The organism is Aequorivita sediminis (genome assembly GCF_032080575.2).
GTDB classification, from domain to species: Bacteria; Bacteroidota; Bacteroidia; order Flavobacteriales; family Flavobacteriaceae; genus Aequorivita; species Aequorivita sediminis.
This window is the reverse complement of the sequence record NZ_JAVLSO020000007.1, coordinates 84,972-110,862: the sequence shown is the minus strand read 5'-3', so window position 1 is coordinate 110,862 and position 25,891 is coordinate 84,972. Positions and strand designations below refer to the sequence as shown.

Sequence of the window (25,891 nt, the reverse complement as noted above, 5' to 3'; positions counted from 1 at the left end):
ATGTATCTTTACCACGTGTTATTAAAGATTCTAAATAATATTAAATTTCCAGAGGACTTACGCAAGATACCTCAGGAAAATTTGCCACATCTGGCACAGGAGCTTCGTGAGTTTATAATAAATATTGTTGCCACTAAAGAAGGCCACTTAGGCGCTAGTTTAGGCATAGTAGAGCTTACTATAGCACTGCATTATGTATTCAACACCCCCGAAGATATTTTAGTTTGGGACGTGGGTCATCAAGCGTATGGCCATAAAATTTTGACCGGAAGAAAAGAAATTTTTCACACTAATAGACAGCTTAATGGTATTAGTGGCTTTCCAAAACGCGAAGAAAGTGAATACGATACTTTTGGGGTGGGACACAGCAGTACTGCAATTTCAGCAGCATTAGGAATGGCGATTGCTTCCAAACTAAATGGTGAGGTAAACAAACAACATATTGCAGTGGTGGGAGACGCCTCAATAGCTAGTGGCATGGCCTTCGAAGCGCTAAATCACGCTGGAGTTACAGATACTAATCTATTGGTGATTTTAAACGATAATGCCATTGGAATCGACCCTAGCGTAGGTGCCTTAAAAGAGTACTTCACAAAAGTAAAACTTAACGGCGCAAAAGACGCCGATAATATATTCGAAGCCTTAAACTTTAATTATTCCGGCCCAGTAGACGGTCATAACTTAGATCTTGTGGTCTCAGAATTAGAGCGATTAAAAAATATTCCTGGACCAAAACTTCTTCATTTAATTACAAAAAAAGGAAAAGGTTTACGTCAAGCGGAGGAGAATCAAGTAGTATATCATGCTCCAGGGAAATTTGATGCCTTAACAGGCGATCTTGCACCTAGAAGCAACGAAGTTTTACCTCCTAAATTTCAGGATGTCTTTGGAAAAACCTTAGTAGAAATAGCTACTACAAATAATAAAATAGTTGGAATCACGCCAGCAATGCCTACTGGAAGCTCATTAAAATTTATGATGGACGCTTTCCCCGATAGAGCTTTTGATGTTGGGATTGCAGAGCAACACGCTGTAACTTTTGCCGCAGGATTGGCAACTCAAGGTTTTACCGTATTTTGTAATATTTATTCAACCTTTCTTCAAAGAGCATACGATCAAGTGATACACGATGTATGTTTACAAAAAATTCCAGTTATTTTCTGTTTAGATCGGGCTGGAATTGTAGGTGAAGATGGAGCAACCCATCACGGAATTTTTGATTTAGCATACTTAAACTGTATTCCAAACCTCATCATTTTTGCACCGCGAAATGAAGTTGAACTTCGCAATATTATGTTTACCGCTCAACAAGGGCTACCATTACCTATCTTTATTCGTTATCCTCGAGGTAGAGGAAAAATTATTGATTGGAAACAGCCTTTTCAAGCTATCGAGATTGGAAAAGCAAATGTTTTAAAGGAAGGTTTAGATATAGCGGTTATAACAATTGGTACAATTGTAAACGAGGCATTACAAGCAATCGAAATGCTTAACCCTTCAGATAAGGAAAAAATAAGCGTTGTAGATATCAGATTCTTAAAACCCTTAGACGAGAAATTTCTTCATAATATATTTAAGAAACACCATACTATTATTACTATTGAAGATGGAACTACTGTTGGCGGTTTAGGTTCTACCATCGCTTCCTTTGCTGCTTCGATGGGATATAGTAACACAATTGAAATTTTAGGAGTTCAAGATACATTTCTAGAACACGGAACCACTTCAGAATTGCATGAACTTGCTGGAATTTCACCAAGTAAAATCAAACATACACTTCAACAATACCTATAAAAAAAGAGGCTCATTCGAGCCTCTTTTAAGTTTTTAACTGATAATTTCTTTACTTACTTAATTATCAATTTTGAAGTTTGAGTTTTATCACCACCTTCTACAGTAATCATATACATACCAGTTGACAATTCACTAGCGTCAATTAAAGCGGTATGGTGTAATTCAACTTGTTTGTTGAATACTAATCTTCCATTAATATCATAGATTGAAACTTTAGTATTACCCAGATCGAATCTAGATTTAATGTTAATTTGTCCATTAGATGGGTTAGGGTAAATAATAAAATTATTTTCTATTTCATTGTTTGCTGTTCCAAGTGGACAATCTGCAGGTACGTCAAAAGCTTCAGTTCCATCTTGCTTACTAGCAACACTTCCTTGATTAGCGCTAAATCCTAATCCTCTACGAGCAAAAACATTCCAAATTAAACATTTGTTAGCTCCACCATTTATAATAACGTCTGCTTCCAGAATAGCATCTCTACCATCAATAAATCCTGGACTACATCTTTGTAATTTTAAACCGTCTACCACTAACTGTAAAGCCATATTATTTCCTCCGGTACCATTGTAAATATCTTCATCAAAACCGTATTCATCAATAAATGCCCAAGTTAAATCCCATAACATCGTTGCCCAAACAGAACCAACTCCGTGAGGTGCAACTTGAGATTTAATACTGTTATAAGTAAAGTTATTGATAGTCATATCGGTAGTATAAGGCTTAGATCTAATTCCGCCACCTGCTCTACTTTCGCCGCTAATATAAGTTCCCATTCCTCTAACCTCTTCCCCAGTTTCGCCAGGTAACATAGTTAGCATAAGTGCAAAATAGTCACTCCAACCTTCACCCATTTGCTCTTCGTTTTGTAAACATCCTGCAGCAGCTGGACCTCCAGTTAATCTGTTTGAAATTCCGTGTCCGTATTCATGAGCTACAATGCTATTATCTAAATCTCCGTCTCGTTGGTTAAAATCTGTTCCAGAGCCATCATCTACTAAAGTTGTACTAATAGTTTCACCGCTTAGCAATGCATCTATAATAGCATCCCCATCACTTTTAAATATCATTATCGCGGGAATTCCAAGTCCTGCTCCAGAACCTCCCATTCTTATTGGGTCACCTGGTATATTATTTACCATTACAACAGCTACAGCTCCTGCATCTTCTGCTGCTTGTACTTTTTGTGCGAAACCGCATTCTCCTCTTCTAATAACAACAATTTTGCCGCTAAGCTCAGAAGCATTTGTTACGTTATCACATCCATCGTGAGGGTCTGTAGAGTTTCCAGAGTTATCATCTTCAATTAATGCTAAATTAGCTGTAATTGGCGTAGTTGGAAGTGGCGTTCCACCACCAGAAAAGGCTGATTTATGTGCATAATAATTCCCAGCTAATGCCCCGTTATTAATAGTCATAAAAGTACCTAAAACATTTTGAGGGGCAGACCATAAGTACATTTGCATCCTTCCTGAATACCCATCTGGAGGAGTCATAAAGTTAGCGTTATTAAAACCTCCACCATCTTGAGCTTCTGCTACAACATGGTCACCTTCAGCACCTCCATTACCATAGTTATTAGCTTGAAAGTTTCCACTCTCTTCATCAAAACCATATTGGTAAAACACATCGTGCATGATATTGTTCATATAGAATAGGTTTGTGATAGCTCCTTCGGTATAGTTTGATGGATTTTGAGGTAAATCGAAAGGAAAATCAAACTGTAGCGTTGCTCCTCCTTCAGCTTGCATACCTGCACCATTATTACCTGCAATATCTTCTTTAGCCAATACATTGTTTCCACGAGTAGTAGTGTATTCAGCACCTGCAACACCGTCTGTATCGTGCCATCCAAATGGTGAAGCCACAACGTTTGAAGGATCAGAAATTAAAACATCGTCACCATCATTAGGCGCTCCAAATGGTATTGGGAATACTCTGTATGCAGATCCATTCACAATTGGTTGATGAAAGTCTGCTGAAGATTTTTTAGAAAATAAAACACTCTCAGTTGCCTCCATATTGTGTGAGTGAGGTTGAGCGTCAAAATTACAGCTCGCAACCCAGTCATTTATTTCTAACAGGTTTCCTGTTAAGGCATCAATACGTACACTATAGTAGTTTTGAGCATCTTTTTTATAAATACTAACATCCCAAGCCAATCGCAAAGTTTGATTGTCGTTTAACGCTTGATATACAAGTGTTACAGGAATATTGTTTAATGAAATATTTCCATCAGAAAAAACATAAGAGTTATTCCCTACTGTCTCTATAAGGTTTAATCCTGCAGGAGTTGGAAGACCTAATTCTGAAGCAGCATTCGAAATTGCTGCAAGAGCAGAAACAGATGGTTGAGTAGTGTTCGCTTTAAGCGCGATATTGTTTGTAAATGCTAATTGAGCCGAGATAACTGACCCTTCTCTTAGTACAAACGAAGAAATAGCATTGTGAATCTTAATTCCACGAAAACGTTGTTCTACATAAACGTTGTCTGCTTGTAAGCTTTTCGAGTGACTTTGTGAAGTAATGTTTATGTCTGAATAATCTTGTTGTTCAAGATTTAAGTTCGATCTATTTTGCTGAAGATACGATTTGATAGAATTGGTGTAATCCTGGGCAAAGCTTAGATTAAAGGTTAATAAAATGAGTGAGTAAATAATTTTTTTCATGAAAATTTGATTTAATATTATGAGTTTGCCGAGATTAGTGTTCCAACTCTACAAGTAATTGGGAAACTAAAAAAGCAATGTAGCCGCTAAATTTAACATTAATTAAGGTATTTATTAACATAACAGTATATTTTAACATTTACTGTGTCAAGGGCATACCCTTAAAAATTAAAGATTACCATTCAGTTTTTGAAAAATCTGAAGTGCATTGCCATCTGGCATTCTTGAAATATGGTTGCAGCTTTCCATTAAATATTCATAAACACTCTTAGATTTTGTCTTATCTAGAGCAGCAAGTTTTAATAATACCTTGTCTTTTTGACGGGCTTCACCATTATATGTGTTTTCAAAAGCAGTAGTATAGGCATCTAATAAAGTAGTAAGTATAGTATAACCTGCAATTTCTTTTTCCATCACCTCATTACTTTGGTAAATCCTATTTACGCTAACATCAATAATATCGGCGATTTGAGCTTTGTATTCACTTTTATCCAATAGGGAAACAGAGAATGTACCTTTAAGTATGTCCTCTTCATTTTCAAGGAAGATGGAGGCGGCTTCAGCAATTAAAGTATTTATTGCAAGCGAACGTAAATATGCTAATCTATCTGATGAAGTTGAAAGTTTATAGTAAACATCACTTTTAAGACTGTTTCGCACTAAATTAATAAGATACTCTAGGGCTACTTCTTCTTCAATCAACCCAAGGTTTATCCCATCTTCAAAATCGATAATGGTATAGCAAATATCATCGGCAGCTTCTACCAAATACGCTAAAGGATGACGTGCATACCCCTCGCCTTCTCTTTTTAATAATCCAAGATCAGAAACTACTTCATCAAAAAATTCAACATCACTTTGAAATACACCAAATTTTTTATCTGCCACGTGTGATGTGGGTTTCTTAGGAAGTGATTGCTTAGGATACTTCATAAAAGCTCCCAGACTTGCATAGGTTAGACGCAATCCTCCAGAAACTCCATTTTTAGATTCTGTCAAAATTTTAAAGCCGTTGGCGTTACCTTCAAAATCTATTAAATCCTGATACTCCTTATCAGTGAGTTTATCTTTAAAACGCTTCCCATTTCCATTTAAGAAATAATCCCCAATGGCTTTTTCACCACTGTGACCAAAAGGAGGGTTTCCTATATCGTGTGCTAAAGCAGCAGCAGCTACTATTGCTCCAAAATCGTTTGCTTGGTAACCATGTACACTTTCAAGATGTGGATGTTTTTTTAAAATCTGTTTACCAACAGTTCTTCCTAACGAACGTCCAACAACAGAAACCTCTAAACTATGAGTAAGACGAGTGTGAACAAAAGAAGTTTTAGATAACGGTATAACTTGAGTTTTGTCTTGCAGACTTCTGAAAGCTGAAGAAAAAATAATTCGGTCGAAATCAACTTCAAAACCTATACGAGTTTCGTTTTCTTCAATCCTAAGTCGTTTGTTTTTATCGCCTTGCTTTCTAAGTGAGAGCAACTGTTCCCATTGCATCATAAGTAGTAATATTTTGAAGGCAAGATACTATTTTCAAAAGGGAAGTCAATATTATTTTTTGAACCCCTCTTAACATTGAGCTAACACATTGGTTACCTATTGATAATTCGTAATTAACGTTGACTTTACAAGGTAGAGGTTTCTTTGCACCAATAAATCAAACGGCAAAAATGAAAACACTTTTTAAAACTTTATTCTTACTAATTACGTCAATTACATTCGCTCAAAGCGGATCTATTGTTGGACAACTTACCGACACCGATTACAATAACGAACCTCTTCCTTTTGCAAATGTATTTTTAAAGGGAACTTCAACTGGAGTAACATCTGATATAGACGGGTTATATTCTTTAGAAAATATTGAACCTGGTACTTACACCGTAGTTTATAGCTACGTAGGTTATGAAACTGTTGAAATTCCCAATGTAAATGTTACTGCTAATAAAGTAACTAATATTAATGTACCGATGGGTGCAAGTGCTGCCGCACTAGATGAAGTTGTTATAAAAACTACAACTCGCCGAGAAAGTGCAGTTGCATTACTACTAGAACAAAAGAAAGCTGTTGGTATTTCACAATCCATCGGTGCCGAAGACCTTTCTAGAAAAGGGGTAAGCGATGCTGAAGGCGCAGTAACCAAAGTAACTGGAGTGAAAAAACAAGCCGGAACCAAAAATGTGTTTGTACGTGGTTTGGGTGATCGTTACAATTCAACAACCTTAAATGGTTTGCCACTACCTTCAGAAGATCCTGAATACAAGAACATTTCTTTAGACTTTTTCGCTTCAGATATTATCGAGAGCGTAGGAATCAATAAAACTTTCTCTGTGCCACTTTACGGTGACGTTGCGGGTGCTAATATTGATATAGTAAGCAAAGAACTTACGGGCCCTGGAAGCTTACAATTCTCAATTTCTCCAGCGATAAACTCTCGCGCAATTGGGAAAGATTTCTTAACAATGGATAACGCTAAATATATTGGTAACATCCACAATACCAATGTTCCAATTACTAACTTAAACATTCATTCTTTCGATAATAATTTTAAACCAGAAACTCAGAACGCACAGCTAAACGGCAGCTATTCACTTTCTGGTGGAAAACGATTTGAGCTTGGAGATAATCAATTGAGCTTTTTCGTTGTTGGAAGTTTAGACAACAATTATGAATACCGCGAAGGTGCATCAGACAGAATAAACGCAGCCGGTGGTTTTAATCAGCAGTTTGATAAAACGGAATACAACTATAATGTGTCAAAACTTGCCATGGCAAATGTGAAATTTCGCTTTGAAGAAGGAGATTTCATTGCGTTAAGCAGCATGTTCATTAAGAGCAATACCCAAAGTATTTCAGATTATTACGGTTTAAAATCGGGGTTAACTGAAAACGATGAGCCTGGAAATCCTGTTCGTGCTTTTATTAGAAGACAGCAAGAAGAAGAAAACAATCTATTTGTAAACCAACTTTTAACCTCGCTTACACTTTCAGAAAAATTAAGTTTAGATGCGGGTGCTTCCTTTAATACCATACGAGGATATGAGCCAGACAGAAGAACAAATACTTATGTAATCGATGTAAATAGCGAGGTGGCAAAAGCTGCTTCTGGAAGTGCACTAAACAATCGTTTCTACTCAAACCTTGAAGAAGATGATTTGGCTGGAAAACTTTATTTAAACTATGCTTTAAATGAAGAAAACGAATATAGCAACAACAGTAAAATTCGCTTAGGATACAATTATAGAAACACCGATCGCTCTTTCAATTACACTCAGATAAACTATATTTTAGACAGTCCTACTGTTGTTGATATAGACAATCCAGACGCTTCGCTATTTAACCAACAGTCTCTTAACGATGGTATTTTCAGACTTACTACCAATCGCGGGGATGGTCGTGATGGCAATGATCCTTTCATTCCATTTTCGTATGACGGTAAGCGAACTATACACGCTGGTTTAGGAGAAGTTAGTTATGACTTTTCAGAAAAATTTTCAGCGAACATTGGAATGCGATATGAAAAAGTAAAGCAAGAAGTGTTTTTCGACACTAACCTTGCCACTACAAACGATCCAAATACCGATCCTTCGCTAATTGATGAAAACTTTCTCCTTCCAAGTTTCAACTTGAAATACAACTTTAATGAAAACAGCATTTTGCGCTTGGCGGGAAGTAAAACTTACACCCTACCACAGTTTAAGGAAGTAGCTCCTTTCTTATATGAAAATGTAAGCTTCAACAGCTTTGGAAACCCGCATCTATTAACTGCTGATAACTACAATCTAGATTTAAAGTACGAATACTATTTCAGTAGGAGTGAAATAATAGCTGTTACAGGTTTTTACAAAAACATTCAAAACGCAATTAACCGAATTGAAGTTAATTCGGCTGCTGGAGAGCTATCCTATGTAAACACTGGCGATGCAAATATTGCAGGAGTAGAACTTGAGCTTAGAAAGGATATTCTAAATATTACTGATGACTCAGACAATGAAAAGAAATTGACTTTTGGATTAAATGCTTCATATCTGTATTCAAATCAAAAACTTGAGGATGTTCCAACAGATAATCTTACTGTGAGATTTACAAATAAAGAAGATGAACTAGAAGGTTCTTCTCCATTCATTTTAGGAACCGATTTAACGTTTAACTTAAATAAAAACAATAGTGGAATTACAAGTTCAGTTGTTTTCAACTACAACAGTAAAAGTATTTACTCTTTAGGAACTGGTGGTGACGATGCAAATCCTGGTTCTGGAAAGAACAATATTATGCTTGCTGCTGTCCCTACTTTAGATTTCATCAACAAAATTGCCATCAATAAAAACTTCGGAATCAAACTTAACATTAAAAACATATTGGATCCTGAGTATAAATTGACGCAAGCAGTAAACAACATTGGTGTTGCTAATCCTGCATTGCCTAACGGACAAGAGATTCCAGTTGAAAGTTATAAAAGAGGAGTTTCTTTTAGCGCCGGCGTTTCGTATTCATTCTAAAAAAACTATTAACCCAAACTTAATATTAACCTAAACCAAAGGAAACACTACAACAGTTTCTTTGCATCAAACTTTAAAATCAAAAATGAAAACAATGAAAAAATTACTTTTATCAACCTTTGTATTAGCAGCCTTAACAATTAGTAGCTGTAGTAAAGATGATAGTAGCGATCCAGTTGCTGTTACTTGTAACGACGGAATTCAAAATGGAGATGAAACTGGAGTAGACTGTGGTGGTTCTTGCGAGCCGTGTGCTGTGGAAGGTCAAAAGGATGGAATCATAAACTCTCAAGACGATCCAGATTTAGATGCGTCAGACCTTAAAGGAAATGTTACTGCAGATGTTCGCCTCACCAATGATACTGTTTGGATTTTAAGTGGTCCATTAAGTGTAAAAGATGGAGCAACATTAAGCATAGACGCTGGAACAACAATTAAAGCGGTTGCTGGTGGAACTAACGTTTATCTAGTAATTGAGCAAGGTGCAAAAATTAATGCAGTAGGAACTGCAGATGCGCCAATAAGGTTTACTTCAAATGCGTCAAACCCTCGCTCTGGTGATTGGGGAGGAATTCTTTTAATCGGGAAGGCACCGCTTAGTGGTGGTGGAACGGCTACAACTGAAGTTGTTGACCTTACTTACGGTGGAACGGACCAAAACGACAATTCTGGAGTAATGAAATATGTTGAAGCTTCTTACACTGGGGCTAGAATAAACGGTGATAAAGAATTTAACGGAATTACTTTTTACGGTGTTGGAAATGAAACAGTAATTGAAAACTTAGCAGTTTTTTACTGTGATGATGATGCCTACGAGTGGTTTGGTGGTACTGTAAACGTAAAAAACCTAATCGCAGTAAATATTAAGGATGATATGTTTGACTGGACTCAAGGATGGACTGGAACTGCAAAAAATCTTTATGGATTACGTGAATCTGACTTTACAGCAATTACTGAGGACCCTCGTGGATTAGAAGGCGATGGTAACCTAGATGGTAACTCTCCTGGTGATACTGGACAGTCTAACCCTACAATTGATGGTTTGGTTTTAATAAACGGATCTATCATTGAAATGGCAGATATGATTAAAGTACGTCGTGGAAGCGGACTTACTTTAACTAATGCCTATGTAGCATTTGCTAACGAAGATGCTAAAGCTTCAGACTTTATCGATCTACAAGACGGTAAGGGTAATGCAAATGGATCACTTGTAAACATATCAATTGTTGGAAATTCTTTAACAGGACTTGATATAACAGACGTAAAATCAACGGAAAATGCTGTTATTGAAGTGACAGACGGGACTACTCCAACCGTAAGTAGAGACCTTTTCAACTGGACAGCATACGATTTTGAATAAGTACTTGAATTAGCAAAATCCTAAGCCCAGTTTCAGTTGAAAACTGGGCTTTCTTTTTTTACAATTTTGAAAAAAAACCAATAATAAGGAATAGCTCAATTTAACCATTTGATAATGTCATGTTTACCATAAATAAACATTGAGTTCGTTTCTTTGGTTCAGCTTTAAGAGCAAATTTAAAATCGTTTTAGTTTTTGTCGACTAGATTTTAAACCGGGCTTCACTTAATCGTGAAGCCCTTTTTTGCTTAGTATTAAGTATTTAATTCCCATCCTTAACATTCAGGTAACATTAAAATCGGTTCTTTACAGCGACAAAAACTATAAAATCGATTTCTTAATGCCACACAAGTGCTTATTAATTAGCTTCTTGGTACTTTTCTGTTCAGTTGTGTCTGCTCAAGAAGAATCAGGCAATCCATTTACTTTTAAATGGGAAAACGGCTTTAAACTTACTAGCCAAGACAATCAATTCGCTCTAAAATTTGGCGGTCGAATAATGGTCGACCACGCTTATTTATTTCAGAGCAGCGAACTAAATGATAGTTTTGGACCATTAACATCAAAAAGCGGAACGGAAATTCGACGTGCTAGACTTTATTTTTCAGGAGATATTTATAAAAACACCTTTTTTAAGTTTCAAGTAGATTTTGCTGGAGATCAAGTATCGTTAAAAGATGTTTACCTCGGATTCAAAAATATTCCAATAGTCGGGAAAGTAACTGTCGGACATTTAAAAGAACCTTTTAGACTTTCTGCAATTAACAGTTCTAAACACACAACATTTTTGGAGTCTGCTCAAAATATAGATTTTGCACAAGGTCGTAATAATGGTATTCTTCTCTCAAACGATTTTTTAAACCGACGTTTATCGGCTCAGTTTGGAGCTTTTAGAAATGCCGACAACAATAGTAAGGATGTCTTTGCAGATGACGGTTATGTAATTGGAGGAAGAGTTACTGGATTAGTAATTAATAAAGAAGAGAAAAATCACCTTTTGCATTTAGGAGCAGCTTACAGCTATAGAAACCCAGAAAGCAAGGAATATAGCATTTCTGCAAGACCAGGTGTACACCTAGCTCCTAAGTACCTCGCTACAGGCCCTATTGAAAACATAAACTATGTTGGACTTACAAACTTTGAATCTGCATATGTACATGGAGCTTTTTCATTTCAAGGAGAGTACTTAACAGCATCGGTAAACACCTACTCCAACACATACAAATTTTCAAATTATTACGGAGAATTCAGTTATTTCTTAACAGGAGAAAGCAAGAAATTTAAAGGATCTAATGCCGGTTTTGACGGAGTAAAACCTAATAAAAATTTTAGTGGAAATGGTAAAGGCGCAGGAGCTTGGGAAGTAGCATTACGTTATTCTGAAACAGACTTAACCGATAAATCGGTGCTTGGTGGAAATCAAAAAGATATCGCCTTAGCACTTAATTGGTATCCAAATCCAGTAACGCGATTGATGCTAAACTATGTTTGGATGGATCTTGAAAATAAAGGCCAAGGAAATTATTTACAAGGAAGAATACAAATTGAATTTTAAATTTTCATAGTTAACAATTTGGTAACAAACACTCCTTTTTTAAATAGGAAATTTGCACCAATTTAATAATCGACAAAAATGGATAATATTTACTTATTAATGATTGTAGCACTTGTTGCTTTAGCCATAGCAGATTTAGTTGTGGGTGTAAGTAACGATGCTGTAAACTTTTTAAATTCTGCTATTGGCTCTAAAGCTATTCCGTTTAAAGGAATATTAATTATAGCCAGTTTAGGAATCTTTATCGGAGCCGTATTTTCAAGTGGAATGATGGAGGTCGCCCGAAAAGGAATCTTCGTCCCCGGGGAATTCTATTTTGACGAAATTATGATCATCTTTATGGCGGTAATGATCACCGATATCCTACTGCTAGATTTCTTCAATACGATTGGTTTACCTACATCTACAACGGTTTCAATTGTGTTCGAATTATTAGGAGCCGCAGTAATTATGGCGCTTATTAAAATTGGTCAAAACGATGCCGAAACAATCTCTTCACTTTCAAAGTATATTAACACCGAGAAAGCCGTTGAAATTATTGTGGGAATTCTCCTCTCCGTCGTCATTGCCTTTACGGTGGGGGCGATAGTACAATACCTATCTCGATTAATTTTCACCTTCCACATAGAGCAAAAAATGAAATATTTCGGAGCTATTTTTGGAGGGATTGCATTAACTGCAATTAGCTATTTCATCTTTATGAAAGGTTTAAAAAGCACACCTTTTTACAATAGTTTTAAAGGAATAGTAGAATCTAATACAGCTTTAATTATAGGTATAAGTTTTATTATCTGGACTATTTTCTCGCAACTGTTTATGATGGTTACCAAAAAAAGTATCCTAATAATAGTAATTGCCGTAGGGAGTTTCAGTCTTGCTCTAGCATTTGCTGGAAACGACTTGGTTAACTTTATTGGTGTACCAATGGCCGCTTACCATAGTTATATGGACTGGTCTACGTCTGGTGTTGAGGCTTCTGCTTATGCAATGACAAGTCTTGAAACTGCGGTACCCGCAGAACCATTTTTATTGTTTGCTGCAGGAGCAATTATGGTTTTAACATTATGGTTCTCCAAAAAAGCAAGAACGGTATCTGATACAGAAATCGATTTAGCACGTCAAGGGGATGGTCATGAAAAATTTAGCCCTAATATGTTATCAAGGTTTTTAGTTAAATCTAGCACCTATTTAGCTACATATTTTGAACATATCCTTCCAAAATCAATGCAGGAAAAAATAGATAAGCGATTTGAAAAGCCTGTTATTGAATTACCAAAGCACAAAGCATACGAGATGCCTGCTTTTGATATGATTCGTGCTTCTATAAACCTTGTTGTTGCAGGTATACTGATTGCTACTGCTACTTCAATGAAGCTTCCACTATCAACAACATACGTAACTTTTATGGTAGCAATGGGTACATCCTTAGCAGATAGAGCTTGGGGCCGTGAAAGTGCTGTTTACCGTGTTGCAGGTGTATTAAATGTTATTGGAGGATGGTTCTTCACTGCCTTCGTTGCATTTACCGCAGCAGGAACCTTAACTTATCTTATCTTTATAGGAAGAGGAGCTATGATTGCTGTACTTCTTCTATTAGCTATTTTATTGTTAGTAAGAAATTATATTTCTCACAAAAACAAGGCTAAACTTAAGATGAACAAAACAGGTTTAAAGAAAACCGAAAGTAAAACTGTTCAAGGTATTATTCAAGAAAGTGCTGAGAACATTAGTAATGTTGTTTCTCGCTCAAACAAGATTTATACCGATATGTTGCGAGGCCTTGCAAAACAAGATACTAAGAAACTAAAAAAGAGTAAGAAAGGTGTTTCAAAGCTAAATGATGAGGTTGAAGAATTACGAGATAATTTATTCTATTTTATTAAAAACCTTGACGATACAAGTGTTCGCGGAAGTAATTTCTACATCATTATCTTAGGTTATTTAACGGATATTGCTCAGTCGTTAGAATTTATTTCTAAAGCAAGTTACAAGCATGTTAACAACAACCACAAAGCACTTCGTTTCAACCAAATTAAAGATCTACAAGAAGTTGATAGACATCTTGAGGGCTTATTAAATGAAATTGAAGATATCTTCGACAAGAAAGAATTTGAACGTATTGGCCAAGTTTTAAATAGAAAAGAGGAAATTTATGCTAGTCTTTCAAATAAGATTGAAAAGCAAATTGCTCGAACCAGAACTGAGGAGTCTAGTCCGAAAAACACTACTTTGTATTTCAGTTTACTACTAGAAACAAAAGACTTAGTGAAAGCCTTGATGAACTTGATGGAAGAGTATCACTCAAGCTACAAGAAAGCGTAATCAATAGCTTTAAATTAAAAATCCCTCGGTAATAAAATTTGTTATTACGGAGGGATTTTTTTATTAAACTACTTTAGTAATTATTAATTTACTAAAACAGCGATTGTTGTTGCGAAGGATTTTCGTGTTCTAACAACCATTTCTTACGATGTAGTCCGCCAGCATAACCCGTCAAGGATCCATCACTCCCAATTACTCGGTGACAGGGAATAATAATCGAAATTGGATTTTTACCATTTGCTGAAGCAGCAGCTCTTATTACTTTGGGATCGCCAAGTTTATTTGCTATTTGCTGATAACTAAGTGTTTTCCCAAAAGGTATATTCAAAAGTTCGTTCCAAACACGTATTTGAAAATCTGTACCCTTTGGAGCAATTTTTACACTGAAGATTGAACGTTTACCTTCAAAATATTCTTGAAGTTGAGTAACCACATTATTTAGTTCTTTTGGAATAGTTTCTGAAATAGCTAAAGAGTCGTCATCCTTAAAAAGTATGGACGATATTCCTTCTGAATTCCCTACAATTTCTATAAATCCAATTGGAGATTCAATAAAAACTGTGTGCATTATTCCGACTTATCTTGAGGTTTGTCAATATCACTAATTTGAATTCCTATACGCTTAGCTCGTTTTTCCCAGTTCTTTCGGGCTTGTAGTTGCAAATCTTCAATATTATCACTCTCATCCATAATTTCGAGCCCTAAAAGTGTTTCTATGATGTCTTCCATAGTAACCACCCCAATAGTATTGCCAAAATCGTCCACTACCGCAGCGATGTGAACACGTTGTTTAATAAACGTCTCAAACAAATCTGGAATTGGTTTTTCTGCCGAAACCATAAATATTTCTCTCCTGATATCGCTTAATAACTTGTCGCCACGCTCTTCAACGATTTCTTCCAAAACATCATCTCTTAGTACAAAACCAGTAATGTTATGCGTTTTATCTTTATAGACAGGGATTCTTGAAAATCTTAGATTTTTATTTGATTCATGAAATTTTTGAAGAGTCATTTTTTCATCTTCTAAGGTTACAACAGGAAATGGTGTCATTACATCTTTTGCTTGTACACTTTTAAAAACCAATAGATTTTTAATTACCGTAGTCTCATTTTCTTCAAAAACACCTTCTTCTTCGGCAGCATCGGTAATCGCCATAAATTCTTCACGACTCATAGTGCTTACATGGGCTGACTTTCCAACCATTTTGGTAACTATCATCAATAGCCAAAGTATTCCCGTATATTTTAAAGGGAAGATTATTATCTTCAAAAACATAGCTGTAAAAGAGCCTAAACTCTTCCAGTATGTAGCTCCAATAGTCTTAGGGATTATTTCTGAAACTATAAGAATTAAAATTGTCATTATAGCTGAAACAATTCCAACTATATTCATTCCAAAAACTTCCACTTTATACGGTAGTTTTTCGGCTTGTACTCCCACCAAAATTGCACCAACTGTATGTGCAATTGTGTTGATAGTAAGTATTGCGATTAAAGGCTTATCTATATCCTTTTTAAAATTGGTGAGTGTTTTTGCATAGCCCTTTCCTTCTTTGGTTTTCATTCGTAAAAACGTAGGAGTGAAACTTAACAATGCTGCTTCTAAAATGGAGCATAAAAATGAAAATAAAATCGATAAAACCGCATAAACTATTAATAACGTCATATATAGATGAATATTTTTTTTGATAAAAATAAAGATTTATAAACGTTAATAACGATAAGGTCTTGTTAATTACATAAAAAAACCGCCTCATTGGGCGGTTTTAAGTAAATTATGTTTAAGAAGCCTTTAATAATGGTTTTAATGTAGTTTCCCAACGCTTGGCATTTTGCAAACTAATATATGGATCTGTACTTAGTTCTTCATCATCGTATTCATTGTAAAATGTTATTTCTTTACTGCCGGTGTTTTTAATAATTTCAAGCCCAACCCAATCTAAGGTTTTTTCTGTTTGCTTAATACTCTTCACTCGACAAGCTTTTACCTCCTCCATATTTACAATAGTAAAATCGGCTACTGGATTTTTCTTAGTAGAGTAAACCATTTTTTTAGTGTTAGGATCAACACCAATCACTACATTTCCTAGGATTTCTACATTGTCTAACTTAATTCCGTTTTTTTCAGAAAGGGAATTGATAGTTTTTTTCACTTTTCTGTCAAGTCCTGATGCGTTTACAATCATATAGCCTACAGGTACAGCTATCAACAATAATATTATTAGCCCAATTAGGGATGCACTTATTTCCATAATAAATAATTTTTTTGATGAATAAATTGAATAAATAATGGTCTGAAAATCAATTCAAACCAGACGAATTAATCATCAAAAAATTACCAGAAGAAATGAAATGGAAAGAGATATTGAAAAATGAGTTTACGTTTGTCCTTTAAAGAAAAAGAACATTTAATAACCGAAGAATAACAAGTATTTGGAAACTCTTTATTAGAATAAAAAAGCCCGGTTAATCCTGAATTCGAAGTTTCATTTTGGGTGATAGTTTGAGAAGCTTCTCCAATTGATACCTTATTAATTTCAAAAGGTTTGCTATTATCATCTTGTTGTAAATGGGAGACAACAACAGCTTTATCTATAGAAGAAAGTACTTCACTTGCAAAAGCAACATTCCCGAATACCAAAAAAACGGCAATCGTGGTTAAAAATGTATTTATATGTTGCTTAGCAAGTTTCACTCAACAAATGTAATCTAAAATTGAATTCGAAAATTTAAATTTTTGCTAATTATTAAAATTACTGAAATATCAAGAGCGATACTTTTTAGACTATTATTTATCTAAAAAATACCGCTCCAGAATGTGGAAATTCATATATAATACTCGAGTTATGATATAATCTTCACCACGTCCTTAGCAAAGTAACTTGCTATCATAGAAGCTCCAGCTCTTTTAATTGCCGTAACTTGCTCCATCATAACGGCATCGTGATTCAACCAACCTTTTTCGGCTGCAGCTTTCAACATAGAATATTCGCCGCTAACTTGATAAACTGCCACAGGAATATTTACCTCATTTTTAATTTCGCGAACAATATCTAAATAGCAAAGTCCTGGCTTTACCATAACAATATCTGCTCCTTCTTCAATATCCATGATGGTTTCACGAATAGCTTCTTCGCGGTTCGCAAAATCCATTTGATACGTTTTCTTATCCTTTGGGATATCTTTTAAATCGACTGGAGCAGAATCTAGTGCGTCTCTAAAAGGACCGTAAAATGCAGATGCATATTTAGCGCTATATGCCATAATTCCAGTATTGTGGAAACCTTCATCTTCCAATAAGGTTCTAATCTCAAAAATACGGCCGTCCATCATATCGCTAGGCGCAATTACATCGGCACCTGCCTGAGCGTGACTCAGTGACATTTCGGCTAAAACAGCACTACTATCATCGTTAATAATTAATCCTTCAGATACAATTCCATCGTGACCATAAGCAGAAAATGGATCTAATGCCACATCAGTCATTACAAGCATTTCAGGTACAGCATTTTTAACTGTTTTAATAGCACGTTGCATCAACCCATCAGGGTTTAATGCTTCTTTTCCGGTATTATCTTTTAATTTATCATCAACTTTTACGAAAAGCAAAACCGACTTTAACCCAAGTTTCCATAGCTCTTTTGCTTCTTTCTCAAGCAAATCTAAACTCAACCTATAGTAATTTGGCATTGAAGCAATTTCCTCTTTAACACCGTTCCCTTCAACAACAAAAAGCGGAACGATAAAATCATTCGGACTTAAAATTGTTTCGCGAACTAAACTTCTCATGCTTTCACTAGTTCGCAATCTTCTGTTTCTTCTTAATGGATACATATCTATTTAGATTTTAAATTTTAGACTTGAAATTTTAGATTGTTTGATAAATCTGAAATCGCAGATTTAAAAATCAATTCACAAAATTATTCTACCAAAAACCATATTTTATATAATATTTCAAACTCGTTAAAATACTTTATTTTTAGCGTTGCAAATTTACTACTATAATCTGAGCCATCCATAAATTGAACACGCTATCCTCATTCCTACTTTTTAAATTTAACTGGCGAAGCTATCAAGCGCGTTTTTTGGAAGATTTCGAAATGCATATAGAAGATAAGCATTTGCATGTAGTAGCACCTCCTGGTTCAGGTAAAACTGTATTGGGGCTGGAAATGGTGCGCAGATTAAACAAAAAGACACTCATTTTGTCCCCTACTTTAACCATTCGTAATCAATGGTACGAGCGAATGTTAGAATGTTTTGTAAACGGTGAACACTCAATTCAGATTTCTTTCAACTTAAAAAACCCAGATACACTTACCTTTTCTACGTATCAATCTTTACATTCTTTTTATAAGAATGAAATGGAAAGTTCAGATACTAAATTGCTTAATTTCTTTAAGAATTATGGAATTGAGAATCTTCTTTTAGACGAGGCGCATCATCTAAAAAAGGAATGGTGGAAACCCCTCATTAGCTTAAAACAACTGCCTGGTTCCACTGTAATTTCTCTGACCGCAACCCCACCATATGACAGTGAAGCAAATGAGATAGCCAACTATTTTAAATTGTGTGGTCCTATAGATATGGAAATCGGCTTACCAGAATTGGTAAAGGAAGGCAACTTATGCCCACATCAGGATTATATTTATTTTTCGAAACCGGATGAAGAACAAATTCGATATATTATCAAATATCGCGAGCAGATACAAGCCTTTGTTTTTTGGTTAAAAGCAGATGAAGAATTTAAAAACTTTATTTTAAAACATCCCTTTTATGCGAATACTGAAAATTTACTAGAAGCCATTTACGAACATCCTGATTTCTATTCGGCTATGCTTATATATTTAAATTCGATTGATATTAAAATTCCTTCCGAAAAAATTGAAATATTAGGAGCCAACCCAAAAAGTATAACCTTTCCTTCATTTACTTATGAGTGGATTGAAGCCTTACTACAACCACTTTTAGTTGACAACAGAAAGGTTTATAACGATAATGAAACTCTCTTAAATACCATTGAAAAGAAGCTGCAAAAAATTGGTGCCTTCGATAGACAACGGGTCAATCTTGTAGGCGAAGGCAATCTGTATCGTTCCCTTTCTCAAAGTCCTTCAAAACTTAGAAGTATTGTTGAAATCACGAGAATTGAGAGTGATAACTTAGGGAGTTCACTGAGAATGGTAGTTCTTTCAGACTATATCAGAAAGGAGTATCTCGATTTTAAATATGGCGATTCACTCACAGAGATCAATAAAATGGGGGTAGTTCCTATCTTTCAACATCTTCGAAACACCATAAAAAATGACGACACTTTAAAACTTCAAAAAAGCAAATTGGCCGTACTTACTGGCTCCTTGATTTTAATTCACAATTCGGTGGTGGATGAATTAACGGCTAAAATTTCTAGCAATGCTTTCACTCAATCCATTTTATGGGACACAGAGTATATTATTATCAAGCCAACGTTAAGCGGGAAAAAGCAAATGATACACGCTATAACACAACTTTTTGAAGAAGGGCTTATCCAAGTGATTGTTGGTACTAAATCGTTATTGGGAGAAGGCTGGGATGCACCAGCAATTAATACACTTGTACTAGCCTCGTATGTTGGCTCCTTTGTGACTTCCAACCAAATGCGCGGTCGGGCACTTCGCATAAACCCCTTAAAACCCAAAAAAGTCGCAAACATCTGGCATCTTGCCTGCGTGGATCCCACTAGTAAAATTGGCGGTGCCGATGTAGAAACGTTAACCCGAAGATTTGATGCCTTCTGCGGAATTTCTCTTGAAGGACAACCTTATATACAAAACGGTATTTCCCGTTTGGAAATAACCAAGACACTCTCAGAAGTAGATGTTTTAAATGAGAGAATGTGCTCTTTAGCATTAAACCGCACTAGCGTAATAAAAAGATGGGGCAAAGCGCTAGAAACGGGAAATATATTGATTCGAGAGTTGAAGTTAGATTTCGAACCCAAAACACCCTCCACAGAAGCGAAAAAGTTTTATTATAGAGATTTGGTGAAATACGCCTTTGTCGAACTTTCAGTTTTAATGGCAATTACTATTCCTGAACTTTTTCTAAAGAATTTTTTCACCTTAGTTTCACGTGGATTTCTTTATTTTTTCTATGCCGTAGGAAGCGGAATTGCTATAATATTCATTCCAAAAACTATCAAAGCGCTCAAATTATATCTTAAATATGGTAGAAGAGATAAACAGTTGAAAAAAATAGCAAATGCCTTAAAAGCAGCGATGATTGAAAAACAAATTATAAAATCTGCCGCAACCGAACTTGAAGTTGTAATTGAGAATATTAATCAAACGGAAATAAGCTGTTTCTTACAAAATGCTACAGTTAAAGAAAGCTGGCTTTTTACAGATTACCTTGATGAAATTATATCTCCTGTTGAAAATCCGCGCTATATTATTAGTCAATCTGGCTGGTTCAGAAATTTATTGGGGCTTGCGAATTATTACAGCGTTCCAAAGCTATTTGCCGAAAGGAAAAAGGATGCAGATGTTTTCTTCAAACATTGGAAAAAATCCAATGGAAAGGCAACCCTCACTTTCACTAGAAATGCAAAAGGTAGAAAACTATTGTTAAAAGCCCGCTTTCATTATTTTCAGCATGAGAACAACCTAAAATCAAAAAAGTCTTTAATATGGAAGTGACGGTAGTTCCCTGCAAAGATGAAGCAAGTACACTTGAAATCTAGGATTCTCTTGCAGAATCAATGATATTTATATCATCGTGAAAAAAACTAGCCCACAAAAAGCGTTTCTGGAGAAATAAGCAAAAGAACGAGGAGATTAAACCCAATCTTTAGGGCTTCTTAATACCTCAACGAGTTTTTCTTCTTCACTCCCCGCCTCTGGATGATGATCGTACTTCCATTGAACGTGTGATGGTAAACTCATTAAAATACTCTCTATTCGCCCGTTGGTTTTTAACCCAAACAAGGTTCCTTTATCGTGAACTAAGTTGAACTCAACATAACGCCCACGACGAATTTCTTGCCAAGTTCTGTTTTCTTCAGAATAAGAAAGATCTTTTCTCTTTTCAACAATTGGCAAATAACATTCTAGGAAACTATTACCTACTTCGGTTACAAAATTGTACCAATCCTTCATATTCATCTCATCGGTCTTCTTTAAATAATCAAAAAACAAGCCTCCAATGCCACGAGCTTCATCGCGATGGGAATTCCAAAAATAGTCGTCACAACGCTTTTTGTAAGTTAAATAAAACTCACTATTATGTTTGTCGCAAGCTGTTTTGCATACCTTATGAAAATGTGCTGCGTCTTCTTCAAAAAGGTAGTAGGGTGTTAAATCTTGACCGCCACCAAACCAACTGTCTACAATATTTCCTGTAGTATCGTACATTTCAAAATAGCGCCAATTTGTGTGTACCGTAGGTACCATTGGATTTTTTGGGTGAAGCACCAAGCTCAAGCCACAAGCAAAAAAGTCTGCGTCTTTTACTCCGAAATACGCCTGCATACTTTCAGGTAATTTTCCGTGTACTTCACTAATATTAACGCCTCCTTTTTCAAAAACATTTCCGTTTTCAATCACGCGAGTTCGGCCGCCACCGCCTTCTTTGCGAATCCATTTATCTTCTTGAAACTTCGCCTTACCGTCTATTGACTCTAAGGCTGAAGTTATTTCGTTTTGTAAATTTTTTATGTAGGCTACAAACTGTTCTTTCATAATTCACTTTTTAAATACCTATTAGGTCTTCGCGACCCTTTGAGTTGTTTTTTGATTTTCCAAAACTCTTAAAGTTTCTGTACTAGCTGCGGTTACTGAAAGCGGTAAAACCAAGATAATTCCAATTACAGGAATTAAAAGTACAAGCATAAAAACAATACCATTTCCTATTGCCAAACCTCGATTTTTCTTAACAAATTGAATACTTTCAGCGTATTTAAAATGACGCTCTAGCGTATAATCCATATTTCCGAAACCTGCGTAATAACTCTGTACTAAGAACAACAAAATTGATGAGGCTATACCAATTACAGGGATAAACCCGATAAGAATTATAGGTATGGTAATCATTATTTCCATCAACAAATTTCTCACATTTAGTCGAATTCCACGCCATAATTGCCCTGCATTGCTTGTATTTCTATGCGAGTGGTCTATGTTATCTACTCCGTATAAATGTTTTTCAATTTTTTCTGAAACAGGACTCATAAATGGGGCGCTAAGTGCCATTACAATATGTCTATACAGAATAAGCCCAAGTGCAATGATAATTAAGGCGCCTATAAATTCACTTATCGTGTTAAAGGTCTGTGCTCCCCATTCCCAAAACCATACTTTTGATATAAATGCCCCAAGATTATCACTTAAACCCCAAGCTGAAAACCCAATTAGAATTGCTGTAAAAAAACTAATTGCCATCGGTACTCCAAAGTACTTCCAAAGCCTAAGTTTACTTATCAGCTTGAAAGTTCCCACGTATGCCCTTATGCCTCTTAGAATGTTTTTAATCATATTTTTGAGTTTCAAACGTGACAGAATAACCCAGGTGATAGATTAGGATATATAGATCAATCTATCATCAAATTGGTCAACCTCTTCAACAGTTTCAATCTTTGCAGCTTCCTCTGCCTTTAGTTTTAAAAAAGCTACAATTTCTTCTTCACTTTTATTCTTTATTTCTTCATAAAAAATAATCCCCATTAAATTATTATGGATATCCACGGCTCTATCTAATGGTTTGTTAGGCGAGAAATCCTCGTGCCAATCGGTGAACTTTTTAGCCCAAGCTTTTGCTTTATCTTCATTCTTTCTCCACTTTAAACATCTTCGGATTATCAAAATCACCCAGAGGGCGTGCCTAAATGCATTTGCCGGATTGTTTAAATGATGCGTATTGCCATATTCATTTTGAGCAATAAGCATACAGTTTTTGGTGGCAAATATTGTTGGAATTCCGTAAAGCGGATTTCTAATAAAAAGACCAAGCAACCCGAAGAGTTGCTTGAAATCTAATCTATTAAAAATTCGCCAAAGCATTTAATCTTGTTTGTATTCTTTTACAGCTTCTATAAAAGCTCCTGCATTCTCAATTGGAATATTTGGCAAAATACCGTGTCCTAAATTTACTATATATCGATCTTTTCCAAACTCATCAATCATCTGTTTCACCATCTTTTTAATTTCAGATGGCGGACTGAAAAGCCTTGTAGGATCGAAGTTACCTTGTAATGTAATGTTTCCTCCTGTTAGGTACCTAGCGTTTTTAGGAGAACAAGTCCAATCTACACCTAAAGCAGAGGCACCACTTTTAGCCATTACATCTAAGGCAAACCAGCACCCTTTTCCAAATACAATAACTGGAGATTCATCTTTTAATGCATCAATAATCTGCTGAATATATTTCCAACTAAATTCTTGATAATCGGTGGGTGAAAGCATTCCACCCCAACTATCGAAAACCTGAACAGCATTAACACCCGCCTTTACCTTTTCCTTTAAGTATAAAATTGTAGTATCAGTAATCTTCTGAAGTAATTCGTGTGCAGCAACTGGTTGGGTAAAACAAAACTCTTTTGCTTTATCAAAATTCTTACTTCCTTGACCTTGCACACAGTAGCATAAGATTGTCCATGGACTTCCAGCAAAACCTATCAATGGAATTTCATCGTTTAGTTTTTCCTTGGTCATTTTAATGGCTTCCATTACATAGCCAAGTGTATCGTTAATATCTGGTACAATAACGCGTTCCAAATCTTTTTGAGAACGGATTGGATCTGGAACCCACGGGCCGATTCCAGGTTTCATTTCTACGTGAATATTCATAGCCTGTGGAATCACCAAAATATCACTAAATAAAATAGCAGCATCCATTCCGTAACGACGGATAGGTTGTACTGTAATTTCACTAGCGAGTTCAGGAGTTTGACAGCGCGTAAAGAAATCGTATTTCTCTTTAATTTCCATAAACTCCGGAAGATATCTTCCTGCTTGACGCATCATCCATACAGGTGGACGCTCCACGGTTTCTCCGCGAAGTGCTTTTAAGAATAAATCGTTTTTTATCATAGCATTATTATTATAAACCTAACAGATTTTAACCCTTTAGACCTACATACATTAAGTTCGTAACATTTTTACAGTCTTCGCTATTACACTTTCAACAACAGTTGCGTTTGAAACAACTACTTTGTCTGTGTAATTTTTAGCTTCTGATGCAGTTGTTGTGCCAATGCACACAGCCAAAGCTTCAGATTTATTTTCTTTATAATAACTTCTTACACCACTCGGACTAAAAAACATGATTGCATCAAATTGTCTTTCAATCTTTTTAAGTTGTAGGCTTGTGTTGTATACTTTTATTTCTTCGAAAGAGACATTATTTTCATTTAAAGCTGAAGGAATAACGTCACTTCTTATATTTCCACAGAAAAAATAAAAGTGATCGTTTTTATGATTTTCAACTAAATATGGCGCTAATTCCGAAGCATATTCAGTCATTTTGATCACTTTTTGACCATTTTTCTCTAAAAGAGCTTTAGTCTTTTCTCCTACACAATAGCAATTCCGAATTTTAATATTCGCTTTTTGAATAGCACTTACAGAGTTTTGACTTGTAATTATAGCATTCTCAATTTTAGAAGGCGCTATAAATTCAATAAAGCCAATCTTTATTGCGTTGTATTCTACCAGTGATACTCCAGCGTTAAGCAACAATTCCCTTTGGGAAAAGCTCAATTTTTTGGTAGATAGGACGCTTTTCATTACCACAGTATTAGCAACCTATTTTTTAGTATGCTTTTTAATTTCGGCCATTAATTCTTTTCCTCCATTAGATAGTATGCTTAAAGCACATTCTCTTCCAAATCCTTTATAATCTGATGTTTTTACACTTTTTTCAATTTCAAGCATATCTTTTCCATCTAATGAGAATAAACACCCTTTAAACATCACCTCATCGCCAACAATTTGAGCATAGGCCCCGATTGGAGCAGTACAACCACCTTCTAAAGTGTTTAAAAACTCTCTTTCTATATGGGTGCATATTTCTGAGACGGTATGATTAAGCTTTGATGTCGCTTCTATTGAAAACGGATCGTTCTCCATTGCAACTACAACCATTGCTCCTTGTGCTGGCGCAGGAATCATCCAATCTAAGTCGATGAATTTTCCTGGCAACACATTAATTCTTTCCAATCCTGCCTTAGCAAAAATTGCTCCCTCCCATTTATTGTCTTTTAATTTCTGAAGACGAGTATTTACATTTCCGCGTAAATCAACCAAATTATGATTAGGATATCTATGTAACCATTGGGCCTGTCTGCGAAGACTTCCCGTTGCGATAGTACATGGTTTTTCAAAATCTACCTCAGATTCAACTACTAGAATATCCTGTGATGTAGCTCTTTTTAATACTGCAGTTTGCACTATTCCTTTAGGTAAAAGAGTAGGTACATCTTTCATACTGTGAACTGCTATATCAACCACTCCGTTAATCATAGCCACATCTAACGTTTTAGTAAATATTCCAGTTATGCCCATCTCGTAAAGAGGCTTATCAAGAACTAAGTCTCCTTCCGATTTTACTGGTATAAGTTGAGATTTATAACCTAGATTTTCTAGTTTAGATTTTACAGTATTGGCTTGCCAAAGTGCTAATTCACTATCGCGGGTACCAATTCGAATGGTTTTTTTCAAG

At 35.6% G+C, this 25,891-nt stretch carries 19 protein-coding genes; 6 read left to right on the top strand and 13 right to left on the bottom strand.

Translation table 11 applies throughout. The features are described 5' to 3' along the window. Positions 1-1,794: a 1-deoxy-D-xylulose-5-phosphate synthase gene (locus tag RT250_RS11335; protein ID WP_313114850.1), complete on the top strand. Its 1,794-nt coding sequence runs from the start codon at positions 1-3 to the stop codon at positions 1,792-1,794. Positions 1,795-1,847: 53 nt separating this feature from the next. Here RT250_RS11335 and RT250_RS11330 read toward each other — a convergent pair whose 3' ends face one another. Both RT250_RS11330 and RT250_RS11325 read right to left on the bottom strand, forming a co-directional pair. Continuing rightward, positions 1,848-4,463 (bottom strand): T9SS-dependent M36 family metallopeptidase, encoded by a 2,616-nt coding sequence (locus tag RT250_RS11330; RefSeq protein ID WP_313114848.1) that lies wholly within the window; start codon positions 4,461-4,463, stop codon positions 1,848-1,850. Between the two features lie 168 nt (positions 4,464-4,631). Next, the gene (locus RT250_RS11325; protein ID WP_313114860.1) at positions 4,632-5,960 is read right to left on the bottom strand and encodes a deoxyguanosinetriphosphate triphosphohydrolase; all 1,329 of its coding nucleotides are present in this window, start codon (positions 5,958-5,960) and stop codon (positions 4,632-4,634) included. A 173-nt stretch (positions 5,961-6,133) separates the two neighbouring features. On the opposite strand from RT250_RS11325, the gene RT250_RS11320 reads away from it, so the two are divergent. From RT250_RS11320 to RT250_RS11305, 4 genes are all read left to right on the top strand, one after another. After that, complete coding sequence (locus RT250_RS11320) at positions 6,134-8,959, top strand: TonB-dependent receptor (RefSeq protein ID WP_313114847.1); 2,826 nt, start codon at positions 6,134-6,136, stop codon at positions 8,957-8,959. A gap of 94 nt (positions 8,960-9,053) precedes the next feature. Continuing rightward, a complete protein-coding gene (locus RT250_RS11315; RefSeq protein ID WP_313114845.1) occupies positions 9,054-10,319 on the top strand; it encodes a beta-helix domain-containing protein in 1,266 nt (421 codons plus the stop codon). Between the two features lie 339 nt (positions 10,320-10,658). Further along, positions 10,659-11,873, top strand: coding sequence for an OprO/OprP family phosphate-selective porin (locus RT250_RS11310; protein ID WP_313114843.1), 1,215 nt, complete (start codon positions 10,659-10,661; stop codon positions 11,871-11,873). Positions 11,874-11,951: 78 nt separating this feature from the next. Then, complete coding sequence (locus RT250_RS11305; protein WP_313114842.1) at positions 11,952-14,195, top strand: inorganic phosphate transporter; 2,244 nt, start codon at positions 11,952-11,954, stop codon at positions 14,193-14,195. A 91-nt stretch (positions 14,196-14,286) separates the two neighbouring features. Here RT250_RS11305 and RT250_RS11300 read toward each other — a convergent pair whose 3' ends face one another. The 5 genes from RT250_RS11300 to hemB all read right to left on the bottom strand — a co-directional run bounded on the left by RT250_RS11300 (position 14,287) and on the right by hemB (position 18,031). Next, positions 14,287-14,763, bottom strand: coding sequence for a methylated-DNA--[protein]-cysteine S-methyltransferase (locus RT250_RS11300; RefSeq protein ID WP_313114841.1), 477 nt, complete (start codon positions 14,761-14,763; stop codon positions 14,287-14,289). After that, positions 14,763-15,863, bottom strand: coding sequence for a CNNM domain-containing protein (locus tag RT250_RS11295; protein ID WP_313114839.1), 1,101 nt, complete (start codon positions 15,861-15,863; stop codon positions 14,763-14,765). The genes RT250_RS11300 and RT250_RS11295 overlap by 1 nt, the downstream gene beginning before the upstream one ends. A 115-nt stretch (positions 15,864-15,978) precedes the next feature. Beyond that, entirely contained in the window at positions 15,979-16,449 is a 471-nt protein-coding gene (locus RT250_RS11290) for a hypothetical protein (RefSeq protein WP_313114838.1), read from the bottom strand. An 83-nt stretch (positions 16,450-16,532) separates the two neighbouring features. Next, positions 16,533-16,892 carry a hypothetical protein gene (locus tag RT250_RS11285; protein ID WP_313114837.1) on the bottom strand — a complete coding sequence of 120 codons (360 nt, stop codon included), beginning with the start codon at positions 16,890-16,892 and terminating at the stop codon, positions 16,533-16,535. Positions 16,893-17,041: 149 nt separating this feature from the next. Beyond that, positions 17,042-18,031 (bottom strand): porphobilinogen synthase, encoded by a 990-nt coding sequence (gene hemB, locus RT250_RS11280; protein ID WP_313114835.1) that lies wholly within the window; start codon positions 18,029-18,031, stop codon positions 17,042-17,044. A gap of 188 nt (positions 18,032-18,219) precedes the next feature. On the opposite strand from hemB, the gene RT250_RS11275 reads away from it, so the two are divergent. Beyond that, complete coding sequence (locus RT250_RS11275) at positions 18,220-20,874, top strand: DEAD/DEAH box helicase family protein (protein WP_313114833.1); 2,655 nt, start codon at positions 18,220-18,222, stop codon at positions 20,872-20,874. Between the two features lie 138 nt (positions 20,875-21,012). Here RT250_RS11275 and hemF read toward each other — a convergent pair whose 3' ends face one another. Genes hemF through hemC form a run of 6 tightly spaced genes read right to left on the bottom strand, consistent with a single transcriptional unit; the run spans position 21,013 to position 25,890 of the window. Beyond that, positions 21,013-21,915: an oxygen-dependent coproporphyrinogen oxidase gene (gene hemF / locus RT250_RS11270; protein ID WP_313114831.1), complete on the bottom strand. Its 903-nt coding sequence runs from the start codon at positions 21,913-21,915 to the stop codon at positions 21,013-21,015. A gap of 21 nt (positions 21,916-21,936) precedes the next feature. Continuing rightward, entirely contained in the window at positions 21,937-22,707 is a 771-nt protein-coding gene (locus RT250_RS11265; protein ID WP_313114830.1) for an EI24 domain-containing protein, read from the bottom strand. Positions 22,708-22,749: 42 nt separating this feature from the next. Beyond that, positions 22,750-23,232 carry a DUF6973 domain-containing protein gene (locus RT250_RS11260; protein WP_313114828.1) on the bottom strand — a complete coding sequence of 161 codons (483 nt, stop codon included), beginning with the start codon at positions 23,230-23,232 and terminating at the stop codon, positions 22,750-22,752. Continuing rightward, positions 23,233-24,261, bottom strand: a complete 1,029-nt coding sequence (gene hemE / locus RT250_RS11255; RefSeq protein ID WP_313114826.1) for a uroporphyrinogen decarboxylase — start codon at positions 24,259-24,261, stop codon at positions 23,233-23,235. Between the two features lie 51 nt (positions 24,262-24,312). Further along, on the bottom strand, positions 24,313-24,957 hold the full coding sequence (locus tag RT250_RS11250) for a uroporphyrinogen-III synthase (RefSeq protein WP_313114825.1): 645 nt from the start codon (positions 24,955-24,957) through the stop codon (positions 24,313-24,315). A gap of 18 nt (positions 24,958-24,975) precedes the next feature. Next, positions 24,976-25,890, bottom strand: a complete 915-nt coding sequence (gene hemC, locus RT250_RS11245; RefSeq protein ID WP_313114824.1) for a hydroxymethylbilane synthase — start codon at positions 25,888-25,890, stop codon at positions 24,976-24,978. Position 25,891 lies beyond the last annotated feature (1 nt).

Bases quoted from the DNA above. Each gene is read 5' to 3' on its own strand.
- RT250_RS11335 (WP_313114850.1), top strand. From the start codon at position 1: ATGTATCTTTACCACGTGTTATTAAAGATTCTAAATAATATTAAATTT.
- RT250_RS11330 (WP_313114848.1), bottom strand. From the start codon at position 4,463: ATGAAAAAAATTATTTACTCACTCATTTTATTAACCTTTAATCTAAGC.
- RT250_RS11325 (WP_313114860.1), bottom strand. From the start codon at position 5,960: ATGCAATGGGAACAGTTGCTCTCACTTAGAAAGCAAGGCGATAAAAAC.
- RT250_RS11320 (WP_313114847.1), top strand. From the start codon at position 6,134: ATGAAAACACTTTTTAAAACTTTATTCTTACTAATTACGTCAATTACA.
- RT250_RS11315 (WP_313114845.1), top strand. From the start codon at position 9,054: ATGAAAAAATTACTTTTATCAACCTTTGTATTAGCAGCCTTAACAATT.
- RT250_RS11310 (WP_313114843.1), top strand. From the start codon at position 10,659: ATGCCACACAAGTGCTTATTAATTAGCTTCTTGGTACTTTTCTGTTCA.
- RT250_RS11305 (WP_313114842.1), top strand. From the start codon at position 11,952: ATGGATAATATTTACTTATTAATGATTGTAGCACTTGTTGCTTTAGCC.
- RT250_RS11300 (WP_313114841.1), bottom strand. From the start codon at position 14,763: ATGCACACAGTTTTTATTGAATCTCCAATTGGATTTATAGAAATTGTA.
- RT250_RS11295 (WP_313114839.1), bottom strand. From the start codon at position 15,863: ATGACGTTATTAATAGTTTATGCGGTTTTATCGATTTTATTTTCATTT.
- RT250_RS11290 (WP_313114838.1), bottom strand. From the start codon at position 16,449: ATGGAAATAAGTGCATCCCTAATTGGGCTAATAATATTATTGTTGATA.
- hemB (WP_313114835.1), bottom strand. From the start codon at position 18,031: ATGTATCCATTAAGAAGAAACAGAAGATTGCGAACTAGTGAAAGCATG.
- hemF (WP_313114831.1), bottom strand. From the start codon at position 21,915: ATGAAAGAACAGTTTGTAGCCTACATAAAAAATTTACAAAACGAAATA.
- RT250_RS11265 (WP_313114830.1), bottom strand. From the start codon at position 22,707: ATGATTAAAAACATTCTAAGAGGCATAAGGGCATACGTGGGAACTTTC.
- RT250_RS11260 (WP_313114828.1), bottom strand. From the start codon at position 23,232: ATGCTTTGGCGAATTTTTAATAGATTAGATTTCAAGCAACTCTTCGGG.
- hemE (WP_313114826.1), bottom strand. From the start codon at position 24,261: ATGATAAAAAACGATTTATTCTTAAAAGCACTTCGCGGAGAAACCGTG.
- RT250_RS11250 (WP_313114825.1), bottom strand. From the start codon at position 24,957: ATGAAAAGCGTCCTATCTACCAAAAAATTGAGCTTTTCCCAAAGGGAA.